This is a genomic window from Streptomyces sp. JLBJ103, from assembly GCF_058215575.1.
In genome coordinates, this window is record NZ_CM177089.1 from 7,059,419 (window position 1) to 7,084,122 (window position 24,704).

Annotated in this window: 21 protein-coding genes and 2 pseudogenes; 10 read left to right on the top strand and 13 right to left on the bottom strand. The window is 69.2% G+C overall.

The features are described 5' to 3' along the window. Window positions 1–4 precede the first annotated feature (4 nt). Both AC4BEG_RS30965 and AC4BEG_RS30970 read right to left on the bottom strand, forming a co-directional pair. Window positions 5–988 carry a metallophosphoesterase family protein gene (locus AC4BEG_RS30965; protein WP_490702961.1) on the bottom strand — a complete coding sequence of 328 codons (984 nt, stop codon included), beginning with the start codon at window positions 986–988 and terminating at the stop codon, window positions 5–7. 458 nt (window positions 989–1,446) lie between these two features. Continuing rightward, a complete protein-coding gene (locus AC4BEG_RS30970; RefSeq protein ID WP_490702962.1) occupies window positions 1,447–1,575 on the bottom strand; it encodes a hypothetical protein in 129 nt (42 codons plus the stop codon). 143 nt (window positions 1,576–1,718) lie between these two features. On the opposite strand from AC4BEG_RS30970, the gene AC4BEG_RS30975 reads away from it, so the two are divergent. Further along, complete coding sequence (locus tag AC4BEG_RS30975; RefSeq protein ID WP_490702963.1) at window positions 1,719–3,218, top strand: FAD-binding oxidoreductase; 1,500 nt, start codon at window positions 1,719–1,721, stop codon at window positions 3,216–3,218. A gap of 1,077 nt (window positions 3,219–4,295) precedes the next feature. On the opposite strand, the gene AC4BEG_RS30980 is transcribed toward AC4BEG_RS30975, so the two are convergent. Genes AC4BEG_RS30980 through AC4BEG_RS30995 form a run of 4 tightly spaced genes read right to left on the bottom strand, consistent with a single transcriptional unit; the run spans window position 4,296 to window position 8,051 of the window. Further along, the gene (locus tag AC4BEG_RS30980) at window positions 4,296–5,519 is read right to left on the bottom strand and encodes an ABC transporter permease (protein ID WP_490707264.1); all 1,224 of its coding nucleotides are present in this window, start codon (window positions 5,517–5,519) and stop codon (window positions 4,296–4,298) included. 2 nt (window positions 5,520–5,521) lie between these two features. Continuing rightward, window positions 5,522–6,259 carry an ABC transporter ATP-binding protein gene (locus AC4BEG_RS30985; RefSeq protein WP_490702964.1) on the bottom strand — a complete coding sequence of 246 codons (738 nt, stop codon included), beginning with the start codon at window positions 6,257–6,259 and terminating at the stop codon, window positions 5,522–5,524. After that, entirely contained in the window at window positions 6,256–7,608 is a 1,353-nt protein-coding gene (locus tag AC4BEG_RS30990) for a peptidoglycan-binding protein (RefSeq protein ID WP_490702965.1), read from the bottom strand. Before AC4BEG_RS30990 ends, AC4BEG_RS30985 begins: the two co-directional genes overlap by 4 nt. Further along, window positions 7,605–8,051 (bottom strand): hypothetical protein, encoded by a 447-nt coding sequence (locus AC4BEG_RS30995; protein ID WP_490702966.1) that lies wholly within the window; start codon window positions 8,049–8,051, stop codon window positions 7,605–7,607. The genes AC4BEG_RS30990 and AC4BEG_RS30995 overlap by 4 nt, the downstream gene beginning before the upstream one ends. Before the next feature lie 265 nt (window positions 8,052–8,316). Between AC4BEG_RS30995 and AC4BEG_RS31000 the strand changes: the two genes are divergently transcribed. Together AC4BEG_RS31000 and AC4BEG_RS31005 are read left to right on the top strand one after the other, a co-directional pair. Then, window positions 8,317–8,970: a response regulator transcription factor gene (locus tag AC4BEG_RS31000; RefSeq protein WP_490702967.1), complete on the top strand. Its 654-nt coding sequence runs from the start codon at window positions 8,317–8,319 to the stop codon at window positions 8,968–8,970. A gap of 16 nt (window positions 8,971–8,986) precedes the next feature. Beyond that, a complete protein-coding gene (locus AC4BEG_RS31005; RefSeq protein ID WP_490702968.1) occupies window positions 8,987–10,345 on the top strand; it encodes a sensor histidine kinase in 1,359 nt (452 codons plus the stop codon). 173 nt (window positions 10,346–10,518) lie between these two features. Here AC4BEG_RS31005 and AC4BEG_RS31010 read toward each other — a convergent pair. From AC4BEG_RS31010 to AC4BEG_RS31020, 3 genes and pseudogenes are all read right to left on the bottom strand, one after another. Continuing rightward, window positions 10,519–10,668, bottom strand: a pseudogene (locus AC4BEG_RS31010) (DUF5937 family protein); the annotation flags it as partial. A 138-nt stretch (window positions 10,669–10,806) separates the two neighbouring features. Then, a complete protein-coding gene (locus AC4BEG_RS31015) occupies window positions 10,807–11,634 on the bottom strand; it encodes an NAD-dependent epimerase/dehydratase family protein (protein WP_490702969.1) in 828 nt (275 codons plus the stop codon). A gap of 63 nt (window positions 11,635–11,697) precedes the next feature. Beyond that, window positions 11,698–12,477 carry an IclR family transcriptional regulator gene (locus AC4BEG_RS31020; protein ID WP_490702970.1) on the bottom strand — a complete coding sequence of 260 codons (780 nt, stop codon included), beginning with the start codon at window positions 12,475–12,477 and terminating at the stop codon, window positions 11,698–11,700. A gap of 258 nt (window positions 12,478–12,735) precedes the next feature. On the opposite strand from AC4BEG_RS31020, the pseudogene AC4BEG_RS31025 reads away from it, so the two are divergent. From AC4BEG_RS31025 to AC4BEG_RS31045, 5 genes and pseudogenes are all read left to right on the top strand, one after another. Beyond that, window positions 12,736–14,318: pseudogene (locus AC4BEG_RS31025) on the top strand (sodium:solute symporter family protein). Window positions 14,319–14,376: 58 nt separating this feature from the next. Then, window positions 14,377–15,318 (top strand): 5-dehydro-4-deoxyglucarate dehydratase, encoded by a 942-nt coding sequence (locus AC4BEG_RS31030; protein WP_490702971.1) that lies wholly within the window; start codon window positions 14,377–14,379, stop codon window positions 15,316–15,318. Continuing rightward, the gene (locus tag AC4BEG_RS31035) at window positions 15,315–16,571 is read left to right on the top strand and encodes a glucarate dehydratase family protein (RefSeq protein WP_490702972.1); all 1,257 of its coding nucleotides are present in this window, start codon (window positions 15,315–15,317) and stop codon (window positions 16,569–16,571) included. The genes AC4BEG_RS31030 and AC4BEG_RS31035 overlap by 4 nt, the downstream gene beginning before the upstream one ends. A gap of 4 nt (window positions 16,572–16,575) precedes the next feature. After that, the gene (locus tag AC4BEG_RS31040; RefSeq protein WP_490702973.1) at window positions 16,576–17,766 is read left to right on the top strand and encodes a hypothetical protein; all 1,191 of its coding nucleotides are present in this window, start codon (window positions 16,576–16,578) and stop codon (window positions 17,764–17,766) included. A gap of 456 nt (window positions 17,767–18,222) precedes the next feature. Then, window positions 18,223–18,867 carry an SRPBCC family protein gene (locus AC4BEG_RS31045; protein WP_490702974.1) on the top strand — a complete coding sequence of 215 codons (645 nt, stop codon included), beginning with the start codon at window positions 18,223–18,225 and terminating at the stop codon, window positions 18,865–18,867. Between the two features lie 289 nt (window positions 18,868–19,156). On the opposite strand, the gene AC4BEG_RS31050 is transcribed toward AC4BEG_RS31045, so the two are convergent. Beyond that, window positions 19,157–20,098, bottom strand: coding sequence for an SDR family NAD(P)-dependent oxidoreductase (locus tag AC4BEG_RS31050; RefSeq protein ID WP_490702975.1), 942 nt, complete (start codon window positions 20,096–20,098; stop codon window positions 19,157–19,159). A gap of 314 nt (window positions 20,099–20,412) precedes the next feature. On the opposite strand from AC4BEG_RS31050, the gene AC4BEG_RS31055 reads away from it, so the two are divergent. Continuing rightward, on the top strand, window positions 20,413–21,105 hold the full coding sequence (locus AC4BEG_RS31055; RefSeq protein WP_490702976.1) for a M24 family metallopeptidase: 693 nt from the start codon (window positions 20,413–20,415) through the stop codon (window positions 21,103–21,105). A 197-nt stretch (window positions 21,106–21,302) separates the two neighbouring features. Here the strand turns inward: AC4BEG_RS31055 and AC4BEG_RS31060 are convergent, their stop codons facing one another. The 3 genes from AC4BEG_RS31060 to AC4BEG_RS31070 form a co-directional block, all read right to left on the bottom strand. Next, window positions 21,303–21,680 carry a LysE family transporter gene (locus AC4BEG_RS31060; RefSeq protein ID WP_490702977.1) on the bottom strand — a complete coding sequence of 126 codons (378 nt, stop codon included), beginning with the start codon at window positions 21,678–21,680 and terminating at the stop codon, window positions 21,303–21,305. Between the two features lie 43 nt (window positions 21,681–21,723). Further along, window positions 21,724–22,473 (bottom strand): nucleoside/nucleotide kinase family protein, encoded by a 750-nt coding sequence (locus tag AC4BEG_RS31065; RefSeq protein ID WP_490702978.1) that lies wholly within the window; start codon window positions 22,471–22,473, stop codon window positions 21,724–21,726. A 361-nt stretch (window positions 22,474–22,834) separates the two neighbouring features. Continuing rightward, on the bottom strand, window positions 22,835–23,365 hold the full coding sequence (locus tag AC4BEG_RS31070) for a DinB family protein (protein WP_490702979.1): 531 nt from the start codon (window positions 23,363–23,365) through the stop codon (window positions 22,835–22,837). A gap of 289 nt (window positions 23,366–23,654) precedes the next feature. Here AC4BEG_RS31070 and AC4BEG_RS31075 point away from each other — a divergent pair, with 289 nt between their 5' ends. Continuing rightward, on the top strand, window positions 23,655–24,512 hold the full coding sequence (locus AC4BEG_RS31075) for a maleylpyruvate isomerase family mycothiol-dependent enzyme (protein ID WP_490702980.1): 858 nt from the start codon (window positions 23,655–23,657) through the stop codon (window positions 24,510–24,512). Window positions 24,513–24,704: the final 192 nt, after the last annotated feature.

Below are 24,704 nucleotides of genomic sequence, written 5' to 3' on the forward strand. Positions count from 1 at the left end.
GCGGTCAGTGGCACTGGTAGGTCGGGCTGCTGTCCTTCGTCTGCCCGTCCGTGCCCACCAGCTTCCATGAGAAGCCGGTGTCGGTGAAGTTCAGCTTCACCACGCCGAAGGCCTTGGTGAGCCGCTTCTCGCTGTTCGGCTGGACCTCTTCGATCTTGTACGGGTTGGCCCCGCCCATTCCGCCGAGGAGTTCGACGATCCCGTTATTGTCGGCCTTGCCGTTCGGGTCCTGCGGTGCGAAGCGCTCGTAGTGGTGATCGTGGCCGTTGAGGACCAGTTCGGCCTTGGCGTCGTAGAGCAGCTTCCAGACCGGTCGGCTGACCGGGTCGTTGCCGTGCTCGCCGGAGGAGAAGAGCGGGTGGTGCCAGTAAGCGGCCACACACTTCTTGGAGTTGCGGGCGAGGTCGGCCTTGAGCCAGTTGGTCTGCGCGCGGTCCAGGTTGTTGGAGTCCAGCGCGATGAAGTGCCAGTTGTCCTGGTCGTAGCTGTAGTAGCTCTTGCCCTGCGGGTAGGCGACGGACCCGAAATAGTCCTTGTACCCGGCCAGTTCGCCGTCCGGGTCGTAGGTCTCGTGATTGCCGGCGACGGGGTGCGTCTTGCTCTTGAAGGCGCCCCACGTCTTGTCGTAGTACTTCTTGAAGTCCTTGAGCCGGGCGTCGTCGTACTGGTTGTCGCCCATGGTCATCACGAACGCCGGGTCGATCTCCTTCACCAGCGCGGCGGTCTTGGGATGTTCGCAGTCGCTGTCGCTCGCCGTGCACTGCTCGGCGATATCACCGGCGGCAACGGCCGTGAACCCGGCGGCGGCGCGCGGTGTGCGGTCGGGGGCGGCGGCCGCGATTCCTGCGGGCGACCACAGCGCCACGCCACCGACCAGCGCGAGCGCTGTGCCGGCGGCGACGGATATTCCTAAGCGGGGGTTCTTGACCAGGGGCCGCAGTGGCTTCGGAGGCAGCACGGGCTTCTTGGCGCGGGGGGTGGACGTCATCTGCGTCGTCTCCTCGGTCGGCGTGGGGGCCGTTCCCGAGGCATCCTGGCTGTGCCTCCATGTACGCGTCAAGGATTCGCCCGCATTATTGTTAGGAAAGTTTCCTACCGCCGAAGAAGATCGGCCGCTACCCGCCCCGCTCAGTCCAACTCGTGGAGGGTGTCTTTATTGCCGTACCGTGGTTGACCTGGAGTTGCGCTTCGTCATGAGGCCACTGTGGATCGCCGGCAGGTCGAGCGGCGATCCACCCCAACACGGTCACCCACCGGGTCCAGCAGGCAAGGCGCGTCCTCGGTCGCGGAATTGACAGCGACACCTTTGACCTTCAGTGGCGTTGGCGCTGCTTCCCACGCTGCGCGGCCTGGCGCCCGCCCGGTGAGCGGGTCCAGCGCCTTCCGCCCACGGCAGTGTGACCGGTCGGCGACCATCTCCATGACCGGACGTTCGCCGGGCGTCACCTAGCGCGGCACCCACACCAGCCCGAGACAGGCACAGGCTTCCTCCAGGAAGGTGAGGGTACAGAGGGTGTCCGCCGCGACGATGCGGGCATCCGCCTCGTCAAGCCGCGCGGCCGACGATCCGATCATCAGCGGCACGTTGCACCGCTCAGAGGCACGGCCGCCTCCAAGGGGTGACACGCGTACGGCTCGACGTGCCTTACCGCCCGTTCGCACAAGCCGGACGCGAGACTCACCGCCATGGATCTTTTCGCCGGTGAGGTGGGTGCGCCATGACGGTCAGCAGACGACGGGTACTCCAAGGAGGTGCGGTCGCCGCCACAACAGTCGCCGGAGGAGCCTTCGCCGGTTTCGGCGGTCTGGTCCACGCCGCGCCGCGCGGCACGCTTCCCGATCTCGCGTGGAACGAACTCGCCCGCAGCCTCGACGGCACATTGATCCGGCCCGAGGACGACGGCTACCGCGAGTGGGGCCACCCGCAGAACCTCCGGTACGACGCCAGACGCCCTTCGGGAGTCGTCGTCTGCCACACCGCCCGCGATGTGCGGACCGCGATCCTCTTCGCGCAGCGGACCGGCATCCATCTGGTCGCCCGGTCCGGCGGGCACAGCTACGGCGGATACTCCGCCACCCGGGGACTGCTGGTGGATCTGGGCCAGCTGAACGAGGTGCGGCCGGACCGCGAGGCGGGCACCGTCACCGTGGGCGCGGGCGCACGGAACAGCGGCATCTACACCGCCCTCCAGCCTCACAACCTGGCCATCTCCGCAGGGCGCTGCCCCACGGTCGGCATCAGCGGACTGACCCTGGGCGGCGGATTCGGCTTCAGCTCGCGGAAGCTGGGCCTGACCGCCGACGCTCTGGAGCGCACCACGGTGGTGACGGCCGCGGGCAACTCCCTGGTGTGCGACGACAGACAGCACCCTGACCTGTTCTGGGCCTGCCGGGGCGGCGGCGGAGGCAATTTCGGCATCAACACCGAGTTCACCTTCCGCACCACACCCGTGGACACGGTGGCGGTCTACCAGCTCGACTGGGACTGGCAGGACACACCCGCGGCGTTCGCAGCAGTCCAGGCCCTGGTCACACAGGCGCCGAGCGCGTTCTCCTGCCGCATCGGCGGGGGCAGCGCCGGCCGGACCCGTGCGGAGATCGATGGGGCGCGGAAGGTCTCGGCCATCGGGCAGTTCTTCGGGACGGCGGACGATCTGCGGGACCTGCTCGCTCCCGTCCTGCGGGCCGCGCGGCCGGAGCGGGTGCTCATCGAGAACCAGACGTTCTGGCAGGCCAAGGACTTCCTCTACCACAGCGTCCCCAGCGACCGGTATGCCGTGACCTCCAGCTACCTGGACCGCCCCCTGCCCGAACGCGGGGTAGCGGCGTTCATGGAGGCGATCGACGCCTGGCCCGGCAGCTCCAACCCGGACGGCGCGGGCATCGCCCTGTTCGCATGGGGCGGCGCGATCGCCGAAGTCGGGCAGCGGGAGACCGCGTTCATCCACCGCACCGCTTGCTTCCTGCTGGCCTCCGAGACCACCTGGGCCGTGCAGGACGACGCCGCGCTCGTCACGGCGAACCTCCGCTGGCTCCGGGAGCTGAGCCGCACTCTGGACACGTACGGCAACGGCCAGGCGTACCAGAACTTCATCGACCCCGACCTGCACGACTGGAGACGGGCCTACTACGGCGCCGACTACCCACGGCTCGCAGAGGTCAAGCGGAGGTACGACCCGGAGAACTTCTTCCACTTCGCCCAGAGCATCACCGGCTGACAGCACAACCCGATCGCACCGGACCGCCGGCCGACGGCCCCGAACGGAGACCACGGGCAAAGCGGCCAGATCCCGGACCACTCACGGCGATACCGGCCAGACGACGCCCGGTCTCCTCGGCGGTTTGCCCGTGTCCGCCGTGTTGGGGAGGCGACTGTCTGCCAGGTCCGTGGCATGAGCCCCTACTCATGGGGACAGACCAGCGGCTGCGACACGCCGGCTTGCGCAGGCGTTGTCTCCCCGGCCAGGGCGAGCCAGCACGCAACCGTTCTACGCACCGCGGGCCTGACGACGACTGCTCGCCATCGCAACACCGCTCTCCATACCGTGACCCTGCTGGGCACCAGCCTCCTCAACACCGCCGCCTGCGCCTGCGTGGGCGTTCCGCAGGACCCGGACCTCCAGTCGGCATGGCTCCCGGTCATGCTTGGCCTCGAGGAACAACCGGACAGGGAGGGAGAAGGCGGGCGAGCTCCTGCTGGGATTCCCCGCGGCTCCGTTCATCCTGCCGTTGGCGGCCGAGGATCAAGATCGGTTCCTGGCCTATGCCGAGCAGTCCCCGGACCACGCTGTGCGACTGCGGCGCTCAGGGCAGGCAGCGACCGCCGAGTGGGCGCTGTCTTCCCAGGAAGACGAGGACGCCTACCGCCTCACCTTCAAGCTGCCGGAACACATAGAAGAGTGGATCAGCGGGATCGCGGAGAAGGAGCGACTGGTGCGCCATGAGGTCGTCGTGCGCGCCCTCTTCGGCGACGCGCCCCTGTGCCAGGACGTGGATCCGGTCCGCCTTCGTCGTCGCAGCCAGGCGATGGGGCACGAGCAAGACCGCGTGGCCCCGCTCAGCGAGGGGCCACAGGCCGACGATCTCCGAGGCCGCCGGCCGGGGTCGTGCCTGACGGCCTGGTTCACCCGTGGACTCCGTCCGGCGATCCGGAGACGTCAGCTGAGGGCCGCTTGGGCTTGCTCCCTCACGTTTGGGCACAAGCGGCAGTGTCGACGTTGTGGATCAGGTGCCGCTTGGCCTCGGTCGGTCCGCACAGCGGGACCTTTGATCGGTGTTCGGTGGTGGGTGGTGTGTCAGGCGGATGCGAGGGCTTCGGCCGGTGGGGTGCGCGCGGCTCGGGCCGCTGGATACAGGCCGGCGCATGCGCCTGTCACTGCTGCTGCGGCGACGCCTGCGAGGACGGCCTGGGCCGGGAGCGTGACCGGCCAGTTCCGGTCCAATGCCCAGCCGACGCTGACGGTCAGGCCGAGTGCCACCCCGGTCAGCCCGCCGAGGCCGGACAGCACGACCGATTCGGTGAGGAACTGCAGTCGGATCTGGCCGCTGCCGGCCCCCAGGGCACGGCGCAGCCCGATCTCCGATCGTCGCTCCAGTACGGAGATCACCATGGTGTTGGCGACGCCGACGCCGCCGACCAACAGGGCCACCCCTCCCAGGCCGAGGAGCAGGTTCTCCAGGGTGGAGTCGATCTCCTGTTTGAGATTCAGTGTCTCGGAGGGACGGCTGACCTGTACTTCCTCCGGGTGGGCGGGGTTGGCTGTACGGCCCAGGAGGGCGCGGACATCGGTGACCGCCTCATCGGCCGACCGGGTGTAGATCGTGGTCGGGTGGCGGTCGAAGCGGAGCCGGGTGGCGGCCGCTTCCCAGCCCACCAGGGCCGAGCGGTCGATCTCCGGTGCCAGGGGGACGGGGTGGAGGATGCCGACCACGGTGAACCACTGTCCGCCGAGGTAGACCGGGGTGCGGGGGGTGTCGATGCCCAGCCGGTCGGCCGCGACGCTTCCGAGGACGACCGCTGGATATTTCGCGGTGGCTTTGTTCAGCCAGGTGCCCTTGCCGACGGTGGCGCCGATCGTGGTGGGCAGGTCGAGCCGGGTCGCCTGGACCGTGATGCCGCCGGTGTCACGCTGGTCGGTTTTGTCGGTGCGGTGCACGGTGGCTCCGGAGACGCTGCCGACGGCGGAGACGGACTGCACCTGCGCAACCCGGCGCACCATCTCCACGGATTCGGTGGGCAGTTGGGACTGGTTCCCGAACAGGCTCTGTCCGGCGCTGACGGTGAGCAGGTTGGTGCCGACCTTTGCCAGTTGGGCTCTTACCTCTGCCTTGCTGCCGGCGGCGATGCCGAAGATGGCGACCATGGCGGCGATCCCGATGGCGATGCCCAGGGCCGACAGGCAGGCCCGAAGGGGCCGGCCGCGTACGCCGACCAGGCCGACCCGCATCACGTCGCCGGGGGTCAGGCGGGTCGGCCGCGGCAGCCGGGCCGGTGTTCGGGTGGGGGCATTGCTGGTGATGGTCACGGTCCCTCCTCAGCTCCGGCTCCGACCGGCAGCCGCGGAGCGTCGGCGGGCCCCTGGGCGACCGGTCCGGTGTCGTACTGAATACGGCCGTCGAGGATCTCCACCCGGCGCGGGAGCGAGCGGGCGATGGCGTGGTCGTGGGTGATGACGGCGATCGTGGTGCCCTCGGCGTTGAGTTCACGCAGGAGTCGCATCACCCCGGCGCCGGAGTGGGAGTCCAGCGCGCCGGTGGGCTCGTCGGCGAGCACGATCGCCGGCTTCGCCACCAGAGCGCGGGCGATGGCCACCCGTTGGCGTTCGCCGCCGGAGAGTTGGTGTGGCCGGTGGGTGAGCCGGTGGCCCAGTCCGACACGGTTCAGTGCCTCCGCGGCGAGCTGTCGGCGTTGCCGCAGGGGCACACCGTGGTAGAGCAGACCGGTGGCGACGTTCTCCAGCGCCGACAGGTGCCTGGTGAGGAAGAACTGCTGGAAGACGAAGCCGATCCACCGACTGCGTATGGCTGACAGGTCGCGGTCGGCCAGCTGGGCGATGTCGTGGCCGCGTAGCCGGACGGTCCCGGTGGAGGGCCGGTCCAACGTGCCCATCAGCTGCAACATCGTGGACTTGCCGGATCCGGAGGGGCCGACCACGGCCAGCAGTTCTCCGGGCCACACCCGCAGTGAGACCTCCCTCAGCGCGTGAACGCCTCCCGGGTAGGACTTGCCGACGCCGTCCATCTCGATGACGGGTGTCATGACGAGGGCACCTGCACCTTCATGCCTTCGCGCAGGTGGGGGCTGGAGACGGCCACCTTGCCGTTGGCGAAGGCGCCGAGCTCGACGGTGACCATACGAGTGGTGTCGTCTTCGCGCACGACCTGGACGGCGTAGGGGCCCTGGGGTGTGGCGAGCAGCGCGGTGATGGGCACGGCCAGCACCCCCTTGTGCTCGGCGCTGGTGAACAGAACGGTGACCGGTGCCCCGTCGAGCTTGCCTGCCTCCCGCGGTGCGTCGAGGGTCACCTCCACAGTGATGGTGGCTTTGTCCATCGTGGCACCGGGATCGTTGCCGGATTGGCCACCGGTGTCGCTGTCCGCCTTGGCGACGGTGCCGACATGGCTCACGTGGCCGGAGGTGGTCTTCCCGCCCGGCAGTTGCACCTCGACCGACGCGCCCCGCTTGGCCAGCGTCGCCTGGTTCGCCGTCAGTTCGACGGTGACCAACCGACCGGTGCCGGTGGCTTGCAGGATGTTGCCCTCCGCGGTCGCGCCGAGGGCGGCCTCGACCTTGGTGATCCGGATGGCGGAGGGCTGGACCACCACGTCACCCGGGGCGACCACCCCGGTTCTGGCCAGGCCCTGCGCCTTCTGCCAGCGTTTGACGGCCTGGGATGTGGCATCGCTGAAGTGCTTGTCAACCGTGAGGCCGGTGCCGTACCCGAGGGCCTGAAGGTTCTTCTCCAGTTGCTGCACGTCGACTCCGTCGGTCATGCCGCTCTTCAGCTCGCGCCAGAACGGGGTGGAGCCGTAGAACAGCGGGACGGGCCGGCCGTCACGGCCGTAGACCTGCTTGCCACGCCTGATCGTCTGCCCGTCCGACGGCAGCCAGGTGAGGATGTTGGCGCCCCCCTGGGAGGCGTTGTCCTTCCCGGTGTCGGCCGTACCACTCGGTGTGGCCTGGGATCCCGCCTGGCTGGTCCGGCTGGAGGCGCTGGACGAGGAGGAGCCGGACGACGAGGGGCCGGCGGTGATGGTGTGGGAGCCGGCGAAGCCGAGCTTTCCATCGGCCTTCTCCTGCTCCACCAGGTCGGTCCGGGTGACCGGAGCGGTCGCCCTGCCGGTGGTCTCGACGGCGTGTTCGGGCTCCTGGCGCGCAAAGGTGAGCAGCGCCACCGTGCAGCCTCCGGTGACGACCAGGGCAGTACCGCCGATCAGCCAGCCCCGGACCCGTCGCCGCGAACGCGCCGGCGCCCGGGATGCCGCACCGGCTCCGGACGTCTCGTCGCGCGGGCCCCGGCTGCCGGCCGGGAGATCGTCCGCGGCCCGGGCACCCCCAAGCTCGTCGGGGACCTCTTGTGTGCTGTCCGTTGCAGGTCCCCTGTTCATCCGGCACCCTGGCCGCTCTTGCCGCTCTTGCCGACCTTGATCGGCTTGTTGCATGCCTTCAGCGCCGCGTCGAACTTCTCCTTGTCGGTTTCCTTGAAGCGCACCCCGCCGTCAGAGCCCGAGTCCGGCATGTCCACGCCATGCTCACGCATGCAACGGGCCAACTTGAGCTGCTCGTCCTTGAGCTTCGGATCGTTGGGGTCGATGCCGGACGGCTGCGCGTACTTCTTGCATGCCGTGAAGGCCGCCTCGATCGTGTCCTTGTCTCCGCTCAGCGTGCTCGCCGAGCCTTGATTGGCCGGGCCCTCGTCAGGCATGTCTACGCCATGTTCACGCATGCAGCGGGTGAACTGGAGGCGCTGATCATCGGGGTCCGCGGACTTCGCGCTCGTCGAGCTCGTGGACTCCGCCCCGCCGCAGGCGGCCAGCACGGCGATCGCCACGGCCGCCCCCGCACCGGCCAGGACTGGCCGCCGGATGCGTGGTGTTGGGCGGCTGAGGCGACTGAATGCATCGTTCTTCACAGTTTCGTACCCTTCTCGCCTGGCGACCGGTGTCGGCCGCCAGGCATCCAGAAGTACGCGGCCCGGCCTTTCACGGGCGTCACAGAATGCTGTTACGCCCGTGAAAGCACCTCTCAGGTACTCCTGGAACGATCGGGGATCGCCGGGCACGAAAAAATCGCCGGGCACGAAATGAGGAGCCAGGATGCGCGTACTGGTGGCCGAGGACGAACGGGTCCTCGCCGATCTGGTCGCCGTCGGCCTGCGCGACCACGCGATGGCGGTCGACGTCGCCTACGACGGCCCCGCCGCACAGCAGCGCCTGGCGGTCAATGACTACGACGTCCTGGTGCTGGACCGGGATCTGCCTGGCATTCACGGCGACCAGATCTGCCGGGAACTCGCCGAGGCCGGAGCGCGTACCCGCATCCTCATGCTCACCGCCGCCGCCTCGTTGACCGACCGGGTCGAGGGTCTGCACCTCGGCGCCGACGACTACTTGCCCAAGCCGTTCGAGTACGACGAACTCGTCGCACGTATCCAGGCACTCGCCCGCCGTGCCCACCCGGCCCTGCCGCCGGTCCTGGAAAGCAACGGCATCGTGATCGACCTCCCCAAGCGGCAGGCATACCGCAATGGACGGTACCTGTTGCTGTCTCGCAAGGAATTCGCCGTCCTGCACGTCCTCATGAGCGCCCGCGGCGCCGTGGTCAGCGCCGAGGAACTGCTGGAACGTGCCTGGGACGAGAACGCGGATCCGTTCTCCAACGTGGTCCGCATCACCATCTCCCGGTTGCGCGCCAAACTCGGCCGGCCTGCGGTGATCGAAACCTTGCCCGGCGCCGGCTACCGCATCTGACCAGGAGCGCCCATCCATGCACCCCGCCAGCCCACGCTCTCGCCGACCGCCCCGCCGCCTGCCGCCCACCGTGCGGGTCCGGCTGACCGCTCTCTACGGCGGGCTGCTTCTGCTCTCCGGCACGATCCTGCTCACCGTCACCTACCTGTGGACCCGGCAGAGCATGGGCCGACCCATCGCCGTCACCGGTGGCGACCAGATACTGCCGCCCGGCCCCCAGCCCCCCGCCGGCACCTGGCCACCCAGCACAGGGGTGACCGACCAACTGCCGCCCGAGGTGGAGAAGGCCATCTCCCGGGCTCAGGACGCCATGCTGACAGAGCTGCTCACCATCTCCATCATCGCAGTGGTCGTCCTGGCCCTGACCGCGGTCCTGGTGGGCTGGTGGCTCTCAGGCCACGTCCTGCGCCCGGTACACCGCATCACCACCACCGCCCAGCGGCTCTCCTGGGAGAACCTGCACGAACGGATCGCGCTGCCCGGCCCCCGCGGCGAGTTCAAGGAACTCGCCGACACCTTCGACGCCCTGCTCGCCCGGCTGGAACGCGCCTTCGACAGCCAACGCCGATTCATCGCCAACGCCTCCCACGAGCTGCGCACCCCCCTGACCATCCAACGCGCCACCCTTCAGATCGGACTGGGCGGTGCCACCACCTCCCCCGAGAAACTCGCCACGGTCCGCCAACAACTCCTCGACGCCAACCGCCGCGCCGAGCGGCTCATCGACGGGCTCCTGCTGCTCGCACAGAGCGACCGGGGTCTTTTCCATCGCGAACCGGTGGCGCTGCGGGAGATGGCGGAGGCGGTGGCCAACCAGCACGCGGCCGACGCCCAAGCCGCCGACATCACGCTCCACCTGGACCTGCACCCGGTCACCGTCCTGGGCGACCCCGTACTCCTCACCCAGCTCCTGACCAACCTCATCCAGAACGCCGGCCGACACAACCGCCCCGGCGGCGACATACACGTGCACACCTCCGCACGCGCCGGACTGGTCATCCGCAACACCGGACCACTGGTGCCGGCAGAGGCGATACCGAACCTGTTCGAGCCGTTCCGGCGGATGGGAACCGAACGCATCGGCTCCGCCGAAGGCGCCGGTCTCGGCCTGTCCATCGTCCACTCCATCGTCCAAGCCCACGCCGGAACGGTCACCGCACGCCCCAACCCCAGCGGCGGCGGCCTGGAGATCCACGTCACCCTGCCCCAACTCCCCACCGCATCCGCACCGCAACGACCGAGCCCGCCGTCCCCTTCGAAGCCGTCAACAACGCCCACCTTGACACCCTTGGCGTCCTGTTCACCGTCCTCGCCCTCGGCACCGCCACCACCGGGTCCCGCCGGGGCGCCCTCCTGGGCACCGCGATCGCGGTGAAACCCCTGCCCGTCCTTGCTCAGCCCCGCGCCCTGTCCCGACAGTGCTGCCCCGCGCGCATCGTCGGCGTCATCTCGGCCGCCCTCCCGTGGAACGCCGATTGCCGGTCTGCGCAAGTACCGCACAAATGCGCGTAGTTCTACGCTTCCCGGATCTCACGACGCAGAGCACTCTCGCGCCCGCACCGCGGGCGGGTTCGCGAGCAGCCGTTCCACGAAGGCCTCTTGCCGCGCGCCGCGGGCCTGGGCCAGGTCCAGGGCCCGCTCGCGCGCAGTCGCGTCGGTGAGCGGCGACAGCGCGGCGAAGTGGACCCGGTTGCTGCCGCGACCACGACCACGCGGATCCGGCCGGTACGCGGGGGGCCCTGGTGCAGCGGGCCCGCGGTCCTTGGGGCATGGGGGGTTATGGCACTTCTGCTCGGGAAGGGCGCTGAGGAGGGGGAGCGTGTCTTCGTAACGGCGTCAGAGCGGGTTGGGGACACCGAGAGGGGCGGTGCAGAAGGGTCCGCCGACGTACTCGGCCGCGGGGCCGGTCGGAGCCGGTGCCGCGGCCATGTGCTCAACGTAGCTCTCGGCGTTGTCGGCGGCCTGGTAGCCGAGCGCCTCGGCCTCGGCGAGGGAGTAGATCCGCCGCGTGTTGTCGGAGACACCCCAGATCAGCCGGTAGCCGGGCGACGGTGCGCTCAGACAGGCTTCGAGCAGCCGGGCGCAGTCGTCGGGCGACAGCCAGGTGGCCAGACCGCGTGGGCCCAGCGGTATCGGTGTCGGGAAGCAGGAGCCGATCCGGATCACTATGACGTCCATCCCGAACCGCGAGTGGTACAGACTGCCCAGCGCCTCGATCGCCGCCTTGCTCACCCCGTAGTACGTGTCGGGGCGAGGGCTGGAGTCGGCGGGCAGACCGGCGCCCTCCCCGCGCTCGTCGTTGCGGCGGAAGCCGACGGCGTGGTTGCTGGAGGACAGGATCACCCGGCCGACGCCGGCGGCCCGTGCCGCTTCAAGAACGGTGTGGGTGCCCTTGATGTTCACGTCGACGGTTGCCTCCCAGGAGTTCTCCCGACTGTGTCCGCCCAGGTGGATCAGGGCGTCGACCCCCGCGCAGGCCCGCTCCATCGCCGTGCGATCGGTGATGGAGGCCGTCACCAGTTCCACGGCCTCGTCCGCCCCGGGCGGCTGCTGCGCATCGATGTCGAGCAGCCGCAACACCCGTCCGGGGCGCCGCAGCCTGGGGCGCATCAGGGTGCCGATGCCTCCTGCCGATCCGGTGATGAGCACACGCTGATGCGTCATGGTGGTCCCCAAGAATGTGAGGCGGTCCGAGAGGACCGCGGATGACGGATCGGACCTTCGAGGTCACCGGATACCGGCCCGGCGCAGCTTCCGGCCGAGGGCGTCGGCGGTTTCCGCGAGGAGTTCGCCGACGTGGGCGGCGTCGGCATCGGTGGCCTGCTCGGTGGGCATGGAGCAGCTGATCGCGTCGGTGCCGGGGATGCGGTACGGGATCACCGCGGCGACACATCGGACTCCCTCGGTGCCCTCTTCCACTTCGGCCGCGTACCCGCGTTCCCGGGTCAGTGCGCATGCCTCGTACAACTCTTCGGGGTTGGTGATCGTGTGTGCGGTGAGGGCCGGCAGCTCGGGGGGCAGCAATCGCGCGATCTCCTCCTGGGTCAGCTCGGCGAGCAGTGCCTTGCCCAGTGCGGTGGCATGCGCCGGAAGGGTGCGGCCGACGCGCGAGATCAGATGTGTGGAGCGCTTGGCCTCACGGGTCTCCAGATAGACCACCTCCGCGCCGTTGCGACGGGCGAAGTGGGTGGTCCAGCCGGTCTCGCCGCGGATCTTCTCCAACTCCTCGGTGGCGTACGGGACCACCGGGTCGCGGTCCAGATACGCCGTACCGCAGATCAGCGCTCGTACGCCGAGCCGGTACCGGCCCGACGCCGGGTCCAGTTCGAGCCAGCCGGCCTCGAGCAGCGTGTGCAGCAGCGCGTGCAGGCTGGACCGCGGAAACCCCATGTCCAGGTGTAGGTCGGCGGGTGACAACCAGCCATGGGTGCGGGCGAACGCCTCGATGAGCTCTATCGTCCGCCGAGCCGACTTGACCCCGCCCGGAGCGGCGTCTGCCGCCGACACCGCAGCGCCTGTGTCACGCGTCTCCCCTCGCCCAGCCTTCACCACACGCGAGTTCGCGGTCTCCTCGGCCTTGCTCGGCATATCAACCCTCAGTTCGTTCCCGGCCGTTGACTGTCGACAACAGGCAAGACTAGCGTCCGTGAACGCAGTTCTCATACACGAATCCATTCACTCTACGGGCTGCTTCCTCATATGTGAACAAGGAGGTGGCTGAACGACACGGCTTAGGGCGGCTTCGGCAAGAAGAGGGAGTCAGTGGTGCACGGACTCGACTGGACAGTGATGGCCGCGTACTTCGCAGTGATGGTGCTGATCGGCTGGTGGTCGCATCAGCGCGTCGGTGATGTGAAGGACTTCTTCACCGCCGGAGGCCGGATGCCCTGGTGCTGACGGGGATCTCCCATCACATGTCCGGCTACAGCGCGGTGCTCTTCGTGGCGTACGCCTCCGTCGCGTACACCGCCGGGATCACGGTCTACTTCTGGGGCTTCGCCACCATCGGCATCGGAGTGGGGATCGGCAGCCTGGTGTTCGCGCCCCGCTGGAACCGGCTGCGGTCCCGGATCGGCGTCGCCTCGCCGCTCGAATACCTGGCCAGGCGCTACAGCGTGCCCACTCAGCAGGCGATGGCTTGGAGCGGCACCGCGCTGAAGACCTTCGACATCGCGGCGAAGTGGTTCGCCGTGGCCACCCTGCTGCACGTGTTCGCCGGGGTCGACTACAACCTCGGCATCCTCATCACCGGCCTGGTGACCCTGTTCTACTGCACGGTCGGCGGACTGTGGGCCGATGCCCTCACCGAACTGGGCCAGTTCGTCATCCAGGCCGTCGCGGCGATCGTGATGATCGTCGTCGTCCTCGGCAAACTCGGCGGCGTCGAAGGACTGTGGACCGTGTGGGGCGACCTGCCCGCCGGCCACCGCCATCCGACGACGCCCACGTACACGACGGTCTTCCTGCTCGTCTACGTTCTGGTCAAGACGCTCGAATACAACGGCGGGATGTGGAACCTGGCGCAGCGATACATGGCCGCCCCCAGCACCCACGAGGCGAAGCGGGGTGCGGTGCTCTCCTCGCTGCTCTACCTGTTCTGGCCGATGGTTCTGATGTTCCCGATGTTCGCGGCTCCGCTGCTGATACCGGACCTCGACAGGCCAGAGAACGTCTACGCCGTGATGACGGAGGAGTTCCTGCCGCCCGGTCTGGTCGGCCTCGTCCTCGCCGGGATCTTCTCGCACACCATGGCGATGGTGTCCTCCGACGCCAACGCCATCTCCGCCGTCATCACACGCGACATGATCCCGGTGATGAGCCGCAGGGCCCGCGAGTGGACCGATTCCCAGGGCCTGCGGGCGGCCCGTGTCACCACCGTGGTCTTCGTGCTGCTGACCATGGCGGTGGCGACGCAGGCGGAGAACCTCGGCGGTGTCCTGAAAATCGTGGTCAACTGGGTCGCGGCGCTGATGGGCCCGATCTCCATCCCGCTGCTGCTCGGCATGTTGCCCTGGTTCCGCCGCTGCGGCGCTCGCGCGGCGCTGACCTCGTGGGCGGGTGGACTGATCGCGTACGCGCTCGTCTACTACGTGTGGGAGGTCAACCAGACCTGGCTGATCGCCACACCGGTCCTCGTCTCCCTCACCCTCTACACGGGGCTCGGACTCCTCGCCTCCGAACGCACCGACGCCGTCGACGACCTCCTCGCCGCCATCGACGAGGCTGATGTGAAGGAGGCGAAGACCCCGACGGCAGCCAACGGAACGACGGACCCGGCGGACCCGGAGAGGGAGGGGGACAAGCCCATGCCCACAGGTCCGGGTGATGACGCGACAGCGCGCGTATGACCCGCCCCTCCGTCCCCGCCAACGGCAGAAGCACATCCCGGACAGGAAAGAAGGGTCCATGGCACACCCGACGAAGAGCACCCTCGACGGTCTCCTCGCATTCCCCCTGACCCCGTTCACCAAGAGCCTTGAAGTCGACCTCGACGCGCTGGCGGACACCGTGGAACGGCACATCGAAGCGGGCGCCGGTGCGCTGTTCGTCGCCTGTGGCACAGGAGAGTTCAGCTCGCTCTCCCCGGACGAGCACGCCGCGGTGCTCGCCAGAACCCGCGAGGTGGCCGGTGGCCGCGTCCCCGCCTGGGTGGGCGCCGGTGGCGGTGCCGCCGCGGCACGAGCCGGTGTCGCCCTGGCCCGGGAGGGAGGTGCCGACGGTGTGCTTCTGATGCCGCCCTACCTGGTGGCGGGGCCGCCCTCGGGCCTGGTTGACTTCGTCCGCTACGCCGTCGGCGACACGCAGGTGCCGGTGATCGTCTATCACCGCGCCACCGGTGTGTTCACTCCGTCGGCCGCGGCCTCGCTCCTCGCCGTCCCCTCCATCGTCGGTCTCAAGGACGGCTACGGAGATGTCGAGCTGATGTCCCGGATCGTGACCGGTATCCGGTCGGTGGGCACCGAGCGGGCCGAGGACTTCCTCTTCTTCAACGGGTTGCCCACCGCGGAGGTCTCGGCCAGGGCCTACGCCGCCATCGGCGTGCCCCGCTACTCCTCGGCGGTGCACTGCTTCGCTCCGGAGCTCGCGCACCGCTTTCACCAGGCGCTCGCGAAGGGCGACACCGCGGCCATGGACGCGCTGCTGAGCGGGTTCTACCTGCCACTGGTCGCACTGCGGGATGAGACGCCCGGCTTCGCCGTCTCCCTGGTGAAGGCGGCCGCCCGGCTGCGCGGCGACAAGGTCGGTCCGGTCCGGCCGCCGCTGGCCGAGCCGTCCGCCGAGCAGATCGGACGCCTCGAGAAGATCGTGGCGGACGGCTACGCCGTACTGGAGGCGCTGGGCCGATGAGGATCAGTGAAGTGGTTCTCACGCCCGTCGCGTTCGCGGATCCGCCACTGCTCAACGTCATGGGAGTGCACGAACCGTTCGCGCTGCGCGGCGTCGTCCAGGTGAAGTGCGAGGACGGTGTGGTCGGCCTCGGCGAGTCCTACGGCGATCGGGCGTTCCTCGACGAGGTGCGCAAGGTTCTGCCCCGGCTGTCCGGCCACGACGTGTTCGACCTTCCCGGACTCAGACGGCTGGTCGTGGAGGAGCTGGCAGGCACCGTGCTGACCGATGAGCACGGGCTCATCGGCGGGTTCTCGATACGCAAGACCATAGCGAGCGTCTACGCGCTGTTCGAAGTGGCCTGCCTGGACGCACAGGGCCGGGCCGTCGGCCTTCCTGTGGCCGACCTGCTCGGTGGCAGGGCGCGCGATGCTGTCGAGTTCTCCGCGTACCTGTTCTACAAGTACGGAGCTCACAAGGGCGCTCGGGAGGACTCCTGGGGGCCGGTCCTCACCCCGGAGGCGCTGGTCGACTCGGCACGACACATGGTCGACGCATACGGCTTCCGCTCCCTCAAGCTGAAGGGCGGTGTGTTCGAGCCCGCCCAGGAGATCGACGCGATCCACGCACTGGCCGAGGCCTTCGACGGACATCCTCTGCGGATCGATCCGAACGCCGCGTGGACACCGGAGACCGCTGTCCGTGTGGCGGGTGAACTCCACGGTGTACTGGAGTACTTGGAGGACCCGACGTCCGGTGTCGAGGGCATGGCGCGGGTCGCCGCGCAGACACCGATTCCGCTGGCGACGAACATGTGCGTGGTCGACCTCGGGGGCATCGAAGCGGCGTTCCGGGCCCGCGCGATCGGCGTGCTGCTCTCGGACCACCACTTCTGGGGTGGCTTGCGCGACACCCAGGCGCTCTCGGCCACCTGCGTGAGTTTCGGTGTCGGGCTGTCCATGCACTCCAACAGCCATCTCGGCATCAGCCTGGCAGCCATGGTGCACGTCGCCTCGGCGACCCCCCATCTGACCTACGCCTGCGACACGCACTGGCCGTGGAAGACCGAGGACGTCATCGTGCCGGGCGCGCTGGAATTCCGCGAGGGAGCCGTCGCCGTGCCGGACGGTCCCGGCCTGGGCATCGAGATTGACCAGGACGCCCTGGCGCGGCTGCACGAGAACTACGTGCGCTGCGGACTGACGCAGCGGGACGACACGACGTACATGCGCCAGTACGTCGAGGACTTCACCCCCAACACGGCGCGGTGGTGACCTGATGAAGACGACCGGATACGCCTACCCCTGGGATCTCCTTGGCGACCAAGGATTCATCAGCCGGGTACGGGAGTTGGGCCTCGACGAGGTGGCGGTGGCGGTGGCGTACCACAGCACCCGCGCGGCGACTCCCTGGTCGACGCGGCACACGGCGGTGCTCGCCCGCCACGCGGCGCTGTACCGGCCCGTGCGCGAGAGCGCCTGGCGGGGCAGGCCACTACGGCCCTCACCACCGGAATGGGTGGCGCGGGAGGACAGTGCGGGCGATGCCGTGCGGATGCTCAACGCGGCGGGAATCCCGGCCGCCGCCTGGATCGTCCTCACCCACAACTCCGCGCTGGGGCTGGCACACCCGGATATCGCCGTGCGGAACTGCTTCGGTGAGACCTATCCGTGGGCGCTGTGCCCAGCGCAGCCCGCGGTGCGGGAGTACGCCGCCGCACTGACCGCCGAGGCGGTCCACGGACTGGATCTCTCCTCGGTGATCTTGGAAGCATGCGGTCCGCTCGGAGCCGTGCACCTGCACCAGCACGAGAAGACCGAGGCCGTCTGGGCGCCTTCGGTGGCACGCCTGCTGTCGGTCTGCTGCTGCACCGCCTGCGCTTCGGGCTGGACCGACGTCGGCCTCGCGCCGGAGGAGGTCCGTGACCGGCTCCGCACCGAGGTGCGCCGGTTGATCGCCACCGGCGAACTCGCCCTCACCGACGACGGGTTGCCGCCGACGCTGTGCGAGACACTGCTGGCCACCCGGCAGTGTGCCACCGACGCCCTGCGCGCCGAGGTCCTGTCCGCCGTCGCCCCGGGAACCCGGATCGTCCTGCACGGGGCCCTCGACCCTTGGACCACGGGCGCCCTGCCGGGCCTCACCCCAGGGGCCGTAGCGGACGCCGATGCCATCGTGTTCTCCGGCTGGGCGCCCGAGCACGGCGCCGAGACCGTCGCAGCCGCCCGTGCCGCACTGCCCGAACGCGTCGCGATCGGCGCTTACGTCAGCGTGGTCGGGGCCCAGGCGATTCCTGACATCGGGTCCTACGTCAGTGCCCTCGGCGCAGCGGGCGCCACCGAACTGCACCTCTACCACCTCGGGCTGGCCGGCCCCGCCCGCTGGCCGGACCTGCGCACCGCGGCCTTGGTCGCGCGGGCGCTCGGCCAGGAGAAACAGCAGCGAGGAAACGCACAGGATCCGCCCTGAGCAGGTGCCGCCCGTGGGAGGCGGTCAGGGTCAGGTCGGGGGCCCAGAACTCGATGGACAGCGGGTACGCCGAGCACTACAACACCGGACGAGCCCACCGCAGCCTCAACCTACGAGCCTCAGACGACGACCCGAACGTCATCCCCCTGCCCGCCGCCACGATCAGGCGCCAGGGGGTGCTGGCTGGACTGCTCAACGAGTACCACACCACGCCGCTCCGGCCACCTCATCATCCGCAGGAAAGGCCCAGCTCAGCAGCCTGATCGGAATATTGACACCCTTCAGGCGCTCGGGGTGCGAATGTCAGAGCGTGCGCACCCATTGATCCGCCGCCCCACATTGCGTTATAACTTCTAACGAACGCGTGAGCTTCTATCTCGTTGTGGGCGCGCGACATTGGCGCGTGCCTGCCCGACAGACAGCTCTCACGGCCCCGATCGACATAAGGAGAACTCCGTGTCCGGCATTCGCGGTACAGGCGTCCGCGCCGTCCTGTTATCCGCCCCGCTCGTCCTCGGCCTCCTCGGCACCGCTGTCGCACCCGCCGGGGCCGCCGGCTCCCACGCCTCCCACCCTGGCAAGTCCCTCACCTGCCGCGGGAAGGGTGTTGACCCCGACGCTCTCGTCCGCCACCGGACCGAGATCGTGATCAACGCCCCGCTGCGCACCATCTGGAAGCTCCAGACCGACGTGGAGCGCTGGCCGTCCTGGCAGACGCCCGTCGAGACCGTGGAACGCCTCGACCACGGCCCCTTCCGTAAGGGGTCGGCATTCCGGTGGACGACCCCGGTACCCCCCAACCCCTCAACTCCCGCCACCAGCCTGGAGATCACCTCGACCGTCCAGCAGATCAAGCACAACTCGTGCATTCGCTGGACCGGTCCCGCGATCGGCGAAGGACTGCGCATCGACGGCGTCCATGTCTGGAACTTCACCAAGGTCAAGGGTGCCGTCCGCGTGAGCACCGAGGAGACCCACAGCGGCGCCCAGGTCGAAGCGGACGTTCCCACCGCGACCAAGATCCTCCGCGACGGCCTTGAATCATGGTTGCGCGATCTGAAGTCCGCCGCCGAAGCCCGCGCCCACAACCAGCCCAACTGACCCACGAACCGAGCCCGTACCCGCTGCTCGTCGGTCAGCGGCACTGCTGGACCGTCGACCTGGTGATCCGAAGGAGATGGCTCGAGTCTCGCTCGGTCGGGCGGCAAGTTGGGCCGGCCGGCTGCGGCGCTCAGTAGCCTGTGGCTACCTCCACCTTCCCGTGAGCCCGGACGGCGCACCGATCCCGCCGAGCGTTGACCGCGTCGAGGGCGTTCGCGAGTGGCTCCGCGACCCGGCTGCCGCCCGCGACCTGCTCGACAACCTGTCGGCCACCGTGCGCGTGCCCGCGCTATCCGGAGATGGTGCTGAGGTCGGCGCCGGTCAGATCACAGCTTGCGTCCCACAGCCGTGCCGCGACGGAGGGGTCGGCCAGATGGTTCCACACCGGTTCACGTCGGGGCTCACCGCGCAGGCGGAAGACGCGCGGTCCCCACAACTGGCCTCCACGCACGGCCGGGTCGAGCACCGCACGGACCGCGGGCCATGCGCCGGCGTGCTTGCCCTGGACGAGGAGGACCGCAGGCGCCGCCCTCAGCCGTGCGGCGGTAGTTCGCACATGGACCGGTGGCCGCGACGGGGTGAGGGAGTCCAGCGCGCCGCCGGGATGGACCACCATGCTCGCCACCGTGCTGCCGGCAGCCCGCAGGCGGCGATCGAGTTCGACGCCGAAGTACATCTGCGCCAACTTGGAGCGTCCGTAGGTGCGTTTGGGCTGGTAGTCCTTCCGGGACTGAAGGTCGTCCAGGTCGAGGCGCTCGGATTTCGCCGCGAAGCTGCCCATGGTCACCACGCGGGCCGCCGGCGCAGCCGACAGCAGTGGCATCAGCCACTGGGTCAAGGCGAAGTGCCCGAGGTGGTTCGTGCCGAACATGAGCTCGTGACCGTCCCCGGTCTCCTTGCGCGGCGGGTCGTCAAGCGCGACACCGGCGTTGTGGACTACCGCGTCAAGGCGTTCCACCTCCAGTGATTCCACCGCTGTTTCGAGCGACGAGAGGTCGGCGAGGTCCAGCCGTACGGCCCGCACTCGTGCGCCGGGGACACGCGCACGGATCGAGGCCGTGGCGACCTCGGCCTTGGCGGGACTCCGGCTGCCGAGTACGACGGTGGCTCCGGTTGCCGACAACTGCTCCGCGACGAAGTACCCGATGCCGGCGTTGCCGCCGGTGACCAGGAAGACGCGGCCATCGGCACCCGGCAGTCGTTGGACATTCCAGGGCGGGATGGACGACATGGCGACGGGACTCCCTTGCTGTTGAAGGCGGTTGCAGCTGCTCCCTTTGGCAACTCGACACCCACGGTTCCAGCGGCCACCAACACATCGCCTATGGATCACCGACAGTCCCGCTGGACGGCCGACATCCCGCCGACGCGGTGCGGGCCCATCACCGCACCGCGCCGCTGAGCGTCACGCGCCCGACCGCCGGGCGCCGCACGAAGTCAACCAGCGGGCCACTCACGAGAACCCCCGGTTCACACATCAACTTGCCCTATGCAAATCTTGACGGTGTATTCGGCCGACACAGGTAATGAAGATGGGGGACAGGCATGGAAGATGAGGAGAGCGGGCGCATCGCTGGGCTGATCGCCGCACAGGAGAAGGCGATCGCGCTGTTCGCCGAGGTGGAGGCGCGGGGGCTGGTGGCTCCCGGCCGGGGCGAGCGGGAGGTGAGTGACCGCATCCGTGACCTGGCGAACGACATGTTCGGCACCACCAAGCACTGGCACAAGCGGATCATCCGCTCCGGTCCCAACACTCTGCTGCCCTACCGGGATAACCCGCCGGACCGAATCATCGGCGAGGACGACGTGGCCTTCGCTGACTTCGGCCCGATCTTCGAGGAGCACGAGGCCGACTTCGGCCGCACCTACGTCTTCGGCGGCGACCCCGACAAGCACCGGCTCCTGGAGGATCTCCCGCGCATCTTCGCCGCCGGCCGCGCCGCCTTCCAGGCGGACGAGGACATCACCGGCAGGCAGTTGTACGCGGAAGTCGAGCGCCTGGCCGCCGACGCCGGCTGGGAGATCGGCATCTGGCACGCCGGCCACCTGGTCGGTGAGTTCCCGCACGAGACCAACGACGGGGCGAAGGCCGAGTCCTACATCACCCCGGAGAACAACACCCCGCTGCGCCGCACCGACCGGTCCGGACGGCAATGCCACTGGATCCTGGAGCTCCATTTCGTCAATCGGGCGAAGTGCTTCGGTGGCTTCTACGAGCAGCTACTGGACCTCGCATAACCGGCAGCGTCCTTGGTTCACCCTGGTCGCCTTCGTCGTGACGGCCGTCCTCGGGCCCGATCCGCCGCTGGTACCGCGTAACGGTCCGCGGGGCGGGCGCCGCGTGGGGGCGGCCACCGATCGGTTCCGCGCTCGGGTCCCTGACGTGGTCCGGCGCTGCGGACTCGCCGCGGCGCCGGCGCGATGGGACGCGGCGTTCATGACCGTACGGCTCGCGGGCGCCGCGTACCTCGAGTGCCTCGGCGCACCGAGGTCACCTTGGTCACCTTCAACTTCGGCGGCGGCGACACCCCGGGCATCCGTTCCGGCGGGAGGACGACCTCTGCCACCGTGGGAACGCGTCGACCTCGCCACAACGCCTGTGCCCCGAGCCGCGGCAGGTTCGCGGCGCCGAGAACCCTCACGACGAGGCAGGCGGTGGTGGAGTCGGCGAGGATCGCGGCCAGGCCGCAGACGGTAAACGTGCCCCAGACCAGCCGACCGCTGGTGATGCCAACTGCGGTGCACAGGCCGTCGGCTCGGTCGGCGACCAGCGTTCGATTGGTCACCACCGCCGTGGCCGACCCAGGGGCCACGGTCAGAGGGGTGGGCAGGCCGTCGCGAACAGCTTGGCCACCATCACGGCCGTCCCATCCGGCGGAGCATGGGATGCTCCAGAACGTCGTTGCCGACCACGATCGTGGCGTGTGCGGCGGGGTCGATCTCGGCCAGATAGTGCCGGCAGGCGGCGTGGTAGCGGGTGTCGAAGGCGTGCTCAGCCTGGTCCAGGCCGCCGAACAAGCCGATGTCGCGGTGGGTGCCGCGCCGGCGGGCCACAGGGAAGCTGGTATCGGTGAACACCACCTCGTCCCACAGGTCGGCCAATTCGGGGCGTTGCAGGAAGCTGCCGTCCACGACCAGCACCGCGTCGGCCGGGGCGGTGGCCGGGGGCTCGTCGACCGGCTGGTCGTCGGCCAGGTCGATGATGCGGCGCTGGTAGCGGCGAGTGCCACCCGGTCCGAGCGGGACAAGGACCGTCCGGGCGAAGCTGGGGAAGTCGTAGGCGTCCTGGTAGTACCCGAGTGCGGAGTCGCGGCCTTGCCGGTGCCGGTGCGCGCGTGGGTGGTGGAAGCCGTCCATGGACAGGTGGATCGCCGGGCGGCCACGCCGCTCGACCGCGGCGGCGATGGCGCGGGCGAGTGTGGTTTTTCCGGCGCCGGTGATGCCGTCAACCGCGACCCGTAGCGGATGCCCTGGGTGCCGGGCGATGAGATGGTCGGCGACATACCCGATCACCTGGTCCCGGGTGGGCGCAGCGGTGTCACTGCCCCTTGCGGAGCGGGCCGGTTCCGGGCCGTGCTCACGGGTCGCTGTCGGGTCGGTGTCCACTGTTGTTGTTCCCCTCGTTTGCTTTGCGTTCGTCGTGCACGAGCATGAGCGTCCGCCCGAAGTCGGCTGCCCACCAAGTGAGTTCCGAAACGGAACCTACTAGGGAGTCATGGGCATGTACAACGCCGATGCGGCCTGCGGTATCGCCCAGGCCGCTGTGATCGTGGGTGACTGGTGGAACGTCCTGGGCCTGCGGTAAATCGTGCGCTGTTCGGAAACTCGTCGCTGGTGGTCAGGCGGCGTGGGCGGTGATACGCCATGTCGAAGAGGTCACCGGGAACGTCGCGATGTCCTGCCGCTACTTCGGGATCAGTTAGTACTGACGAAGCTGCCCCATCGATAGCCGGTGGGACCCCCCCGGCTACTCGCCGGTGACGCCGTCGGCAAGCTCCCGGACGATGTCGAGGTGCCCGACATGCCGGGCGTACTCCTGGAGCAGATGGAACAGCACCCAGATCAGCGTTGGCCGCTCTTCCTCGGGCGGGACCCGGCCCCCTAGGGTGGCCATCCGGTCCTCCAGCCGTGTGTCGGCGAGGATCGCGCGGGACCGCTCGCACTGGGCACGGAAGAACGCCGTCACATCCTCGACGGTCTCATCCGGCTCGACACACCATCTGCCGCCACGGGTGTCCATATCGCCCCACGGCTGTTCGACCTGCTGACCGGCGAAGCCCCACTCCAGCCAGCGCAGCTCCACATAGGCCAGATGCTTCAACAGCTCCAGCGGTGCCCAGCCGGAGGGCAGCCGGCTGCCCCGCAGCTCCTCGTCGGTCAGGCCGTCCAGCTTGCGCAGCACGGCGTCACGGTAGAAATCCAGATAGCCCGCCAACAACTCGGCCGGGCTGGTGAGCGTGACATCGGGCTCCGCCGGGGGCTCGGCTTCAGTAGTCATGGCAGGTGATATTAAGCGGAGACCCACAGGCATGCCACCCGCTCACAGCAAAGCGCCCTGCCCGCCGACCGATTGCCCGGTCAACGTTGCGAGCCGGGCCACTGGCTCACGAAAGATCCGAGGCTGGGACCGTCTTGTGGCTGTGGCTGTGGCTGTGGCTGTGGCTGTGGCTGTGGCTGTGGCTGTGGCTATGGCTATGGCGTGTCTGATGAATCGTGGTCCGGCGGGCCGATCGTCCTGAATGGGGTATTCGATAGTCATCGCGACATTCAGTTGGCAGGCTGGAACCGTGAACTCTCAGCCCAACGACGTGCCGCCCCATTCCTGGCTCGGCGCCCCGATCGACACCCGCTCCCTGTTCACCCTTGAGCAGGCCGCGCTGATGGCCACGCTGCGCAGCCTGGCCCCCGCCGACTGGGCCAAGGAGGCGGTGCCGGGCTGGACCGTACGTGACCTGGCCGCCCACGTCCTGGGCGACTTCTACGGGCGCCTCGCCCGGGACCGCGACGGCCACCAGGAAGGCCCCGCCTTCGCGCCGGGCGAGACCCTGGAGGCGTTCATCCACCGCATCAACCAGGAATGGGTCGCCGCCTACCGCCGGGTGAGCCCGGTCGCGCTCACCGACACCCTCGACCTGATCGGCGGACAGGTCGCCCGGTTCTTCGAGGCCACTGCCCCCAACTCGCCGTCGCTGGGGGTGTCCTGGGCCGGTGTCGACCCGGCGCCGATGTGGCTGGACAGCGCTCGCGACTTGACCGAGTTCTGGACCCACCGCCAGCAGATCCGCCACGCCATCGGCCGGGGGACCGACCCCGATCCGCGCCTCCTGTCCGTTGTCCTGGATACCTTCATGCGAGCCCTGCCCCACACCCTGCGCGACGTCGACGTGCCGGTCGGCACCCAGATCCAGGTCCGGATCGACGGCCCGGCTGGGGGCACCTGGACCGTGACGGCCACCGGGGATCGCTGGTCGCTCGCCGAGCCAGACGCCGAACGTCCCACCGCGGTCGTTCACCTGGACGCGGAGACCGCCTGGCGCCTGTGCACCCGCGGCATCCAGCCGGAGACAGCGCTATCCCGAGCCGGCATCGACGGTGACCGCAACCTGGCCGAAGCCACCTGTCAAATCGTGTCGATCATCTACTGACAGCGACCACAAGACAGCGCCCCGGTCGCGGCATCCGGTGTCCGTCAGCCGCGAAGCCGCTCGCACCTCGACTCGGCTGCCGAGGGGCCGGGCAGGAAGGCGGACGAGTCGTTCGCCCCGTGCGGCGGCGGGCGAGGCGGGCGAGGGCAAGGCTCCCGGGGCCCGCGCGGACGGTCGCGGGCCCCGGGGTAC

What these genes read in the sequence shown, in the direction of transcription:
- AC4BEG_RS30965 (WP_490702961.1), bottom strand. Translation starts at nt 988, where the DNA reads ATGACGTCCACCCCCCGCGCCAAGAAGCCCGTGCTGCCTCCGAAGCCA.
- AC4BEG_RS30970 (WP_490702962.1), bottom strand. Translation starts at nt 1,575, where the DNA reads ATGATCGGATCGTCGGCCGCGCGGCTTGACGAGGCGGATGCCCGCATC.
- AC4BEG_RS30975 (WP_490702963.1), top strand. Translation starts at nt 1,719, where the DNA reads ATGACGGTCAGCAGACGACGGGTACTCCAAGGAGGTGCGGTCGCCGCC.
- AC4BEG_RS30985 (WP_490702964.1), bottom strand. Translation starts at nt 6,259, where the DNA reads ATGACACCCGTCATCGAGATGGACGGCGTCGGCAAGTCCTACCCGGGA.
- AC4BEG_RS30990 (WP_490702965.1), bottom strand. Translation starts at nt 7,608, where the DNA reads ATGAACAGGGGACCTGCAACGGACAGCACACAAGAGGTCCCCGACGAG.
- AC4BEG_RS31000 (WP_490702967.1), top strand. Translation starts at nt 8,317, where the DNA reads ATGCGCGTACTGGTGGCCGAGGACGAACGGGTCCTCGCCGATCTGGTC.
- AC4BEG_RS31005 (WP_490702968.1), top strand. Translation starts at nt 8,987, where the DNA reads ATGCACCCCGCCAGCCCACGCTCTCGCCGACCGCCCCGCCGCCTGCCG.
- AC4BEG_RS31015 (WP_490702969.1), bottom strand. Translation starts at nt 11,634, where the DNA reads ATGACGCATCAGCGTGTGCTCATCACCGGATCGGCAGGAGGCATCGGC.
- AC4BEG_RS31030 (WP_490702971.1), top strand. Translation starts at nt 14,377, where the DNA reads ATGGCACACCCGACGAAGAGCACCCTCGACGGTCTCCTCGCATTCCCC.
- AC4BEG_RS31035 (WP_490702972.1), top strand. Translation starts at nt 15,315, where the DNA reads ATGAGGATCAGTGAAGTGGTTCTCACGCCCGTCGCGTTCGCGGATCCG.
- AC4BEG_RS31040 (WP_490702973.1), top strand. Translation starts at nt 16,576, where the DNA reads ATGAAGACGACCGGATACGCCTACCCCTGGGATCTCCTTGGCGACCAA.
- AC4BEG_RS31050 (WP_490702975.1), bottom strand. Translation starts at nt 20,098, where the DNA reads ATGTCGTCCATCCCGCCCTGGAATGTCCAACGACTGCCGGGTGCCGAT.
- AC4BEG_RS31055 (WP_490702976.1), top strand. Translation starts at nt 20,413, where the DNA reads ATGGAAGATGAGGAGAGCGGGCGCATCGCTGGGCTGATCGCCGCACAG.
- AC4BEG_RS31070 (WP_490702979.1), bottom strand. Translation starts at nt 23,365, where the DNA reads ATGACTACTGAAGCCGAGCCCCCGGCGGAGCCCGATGTCACGCTCACC.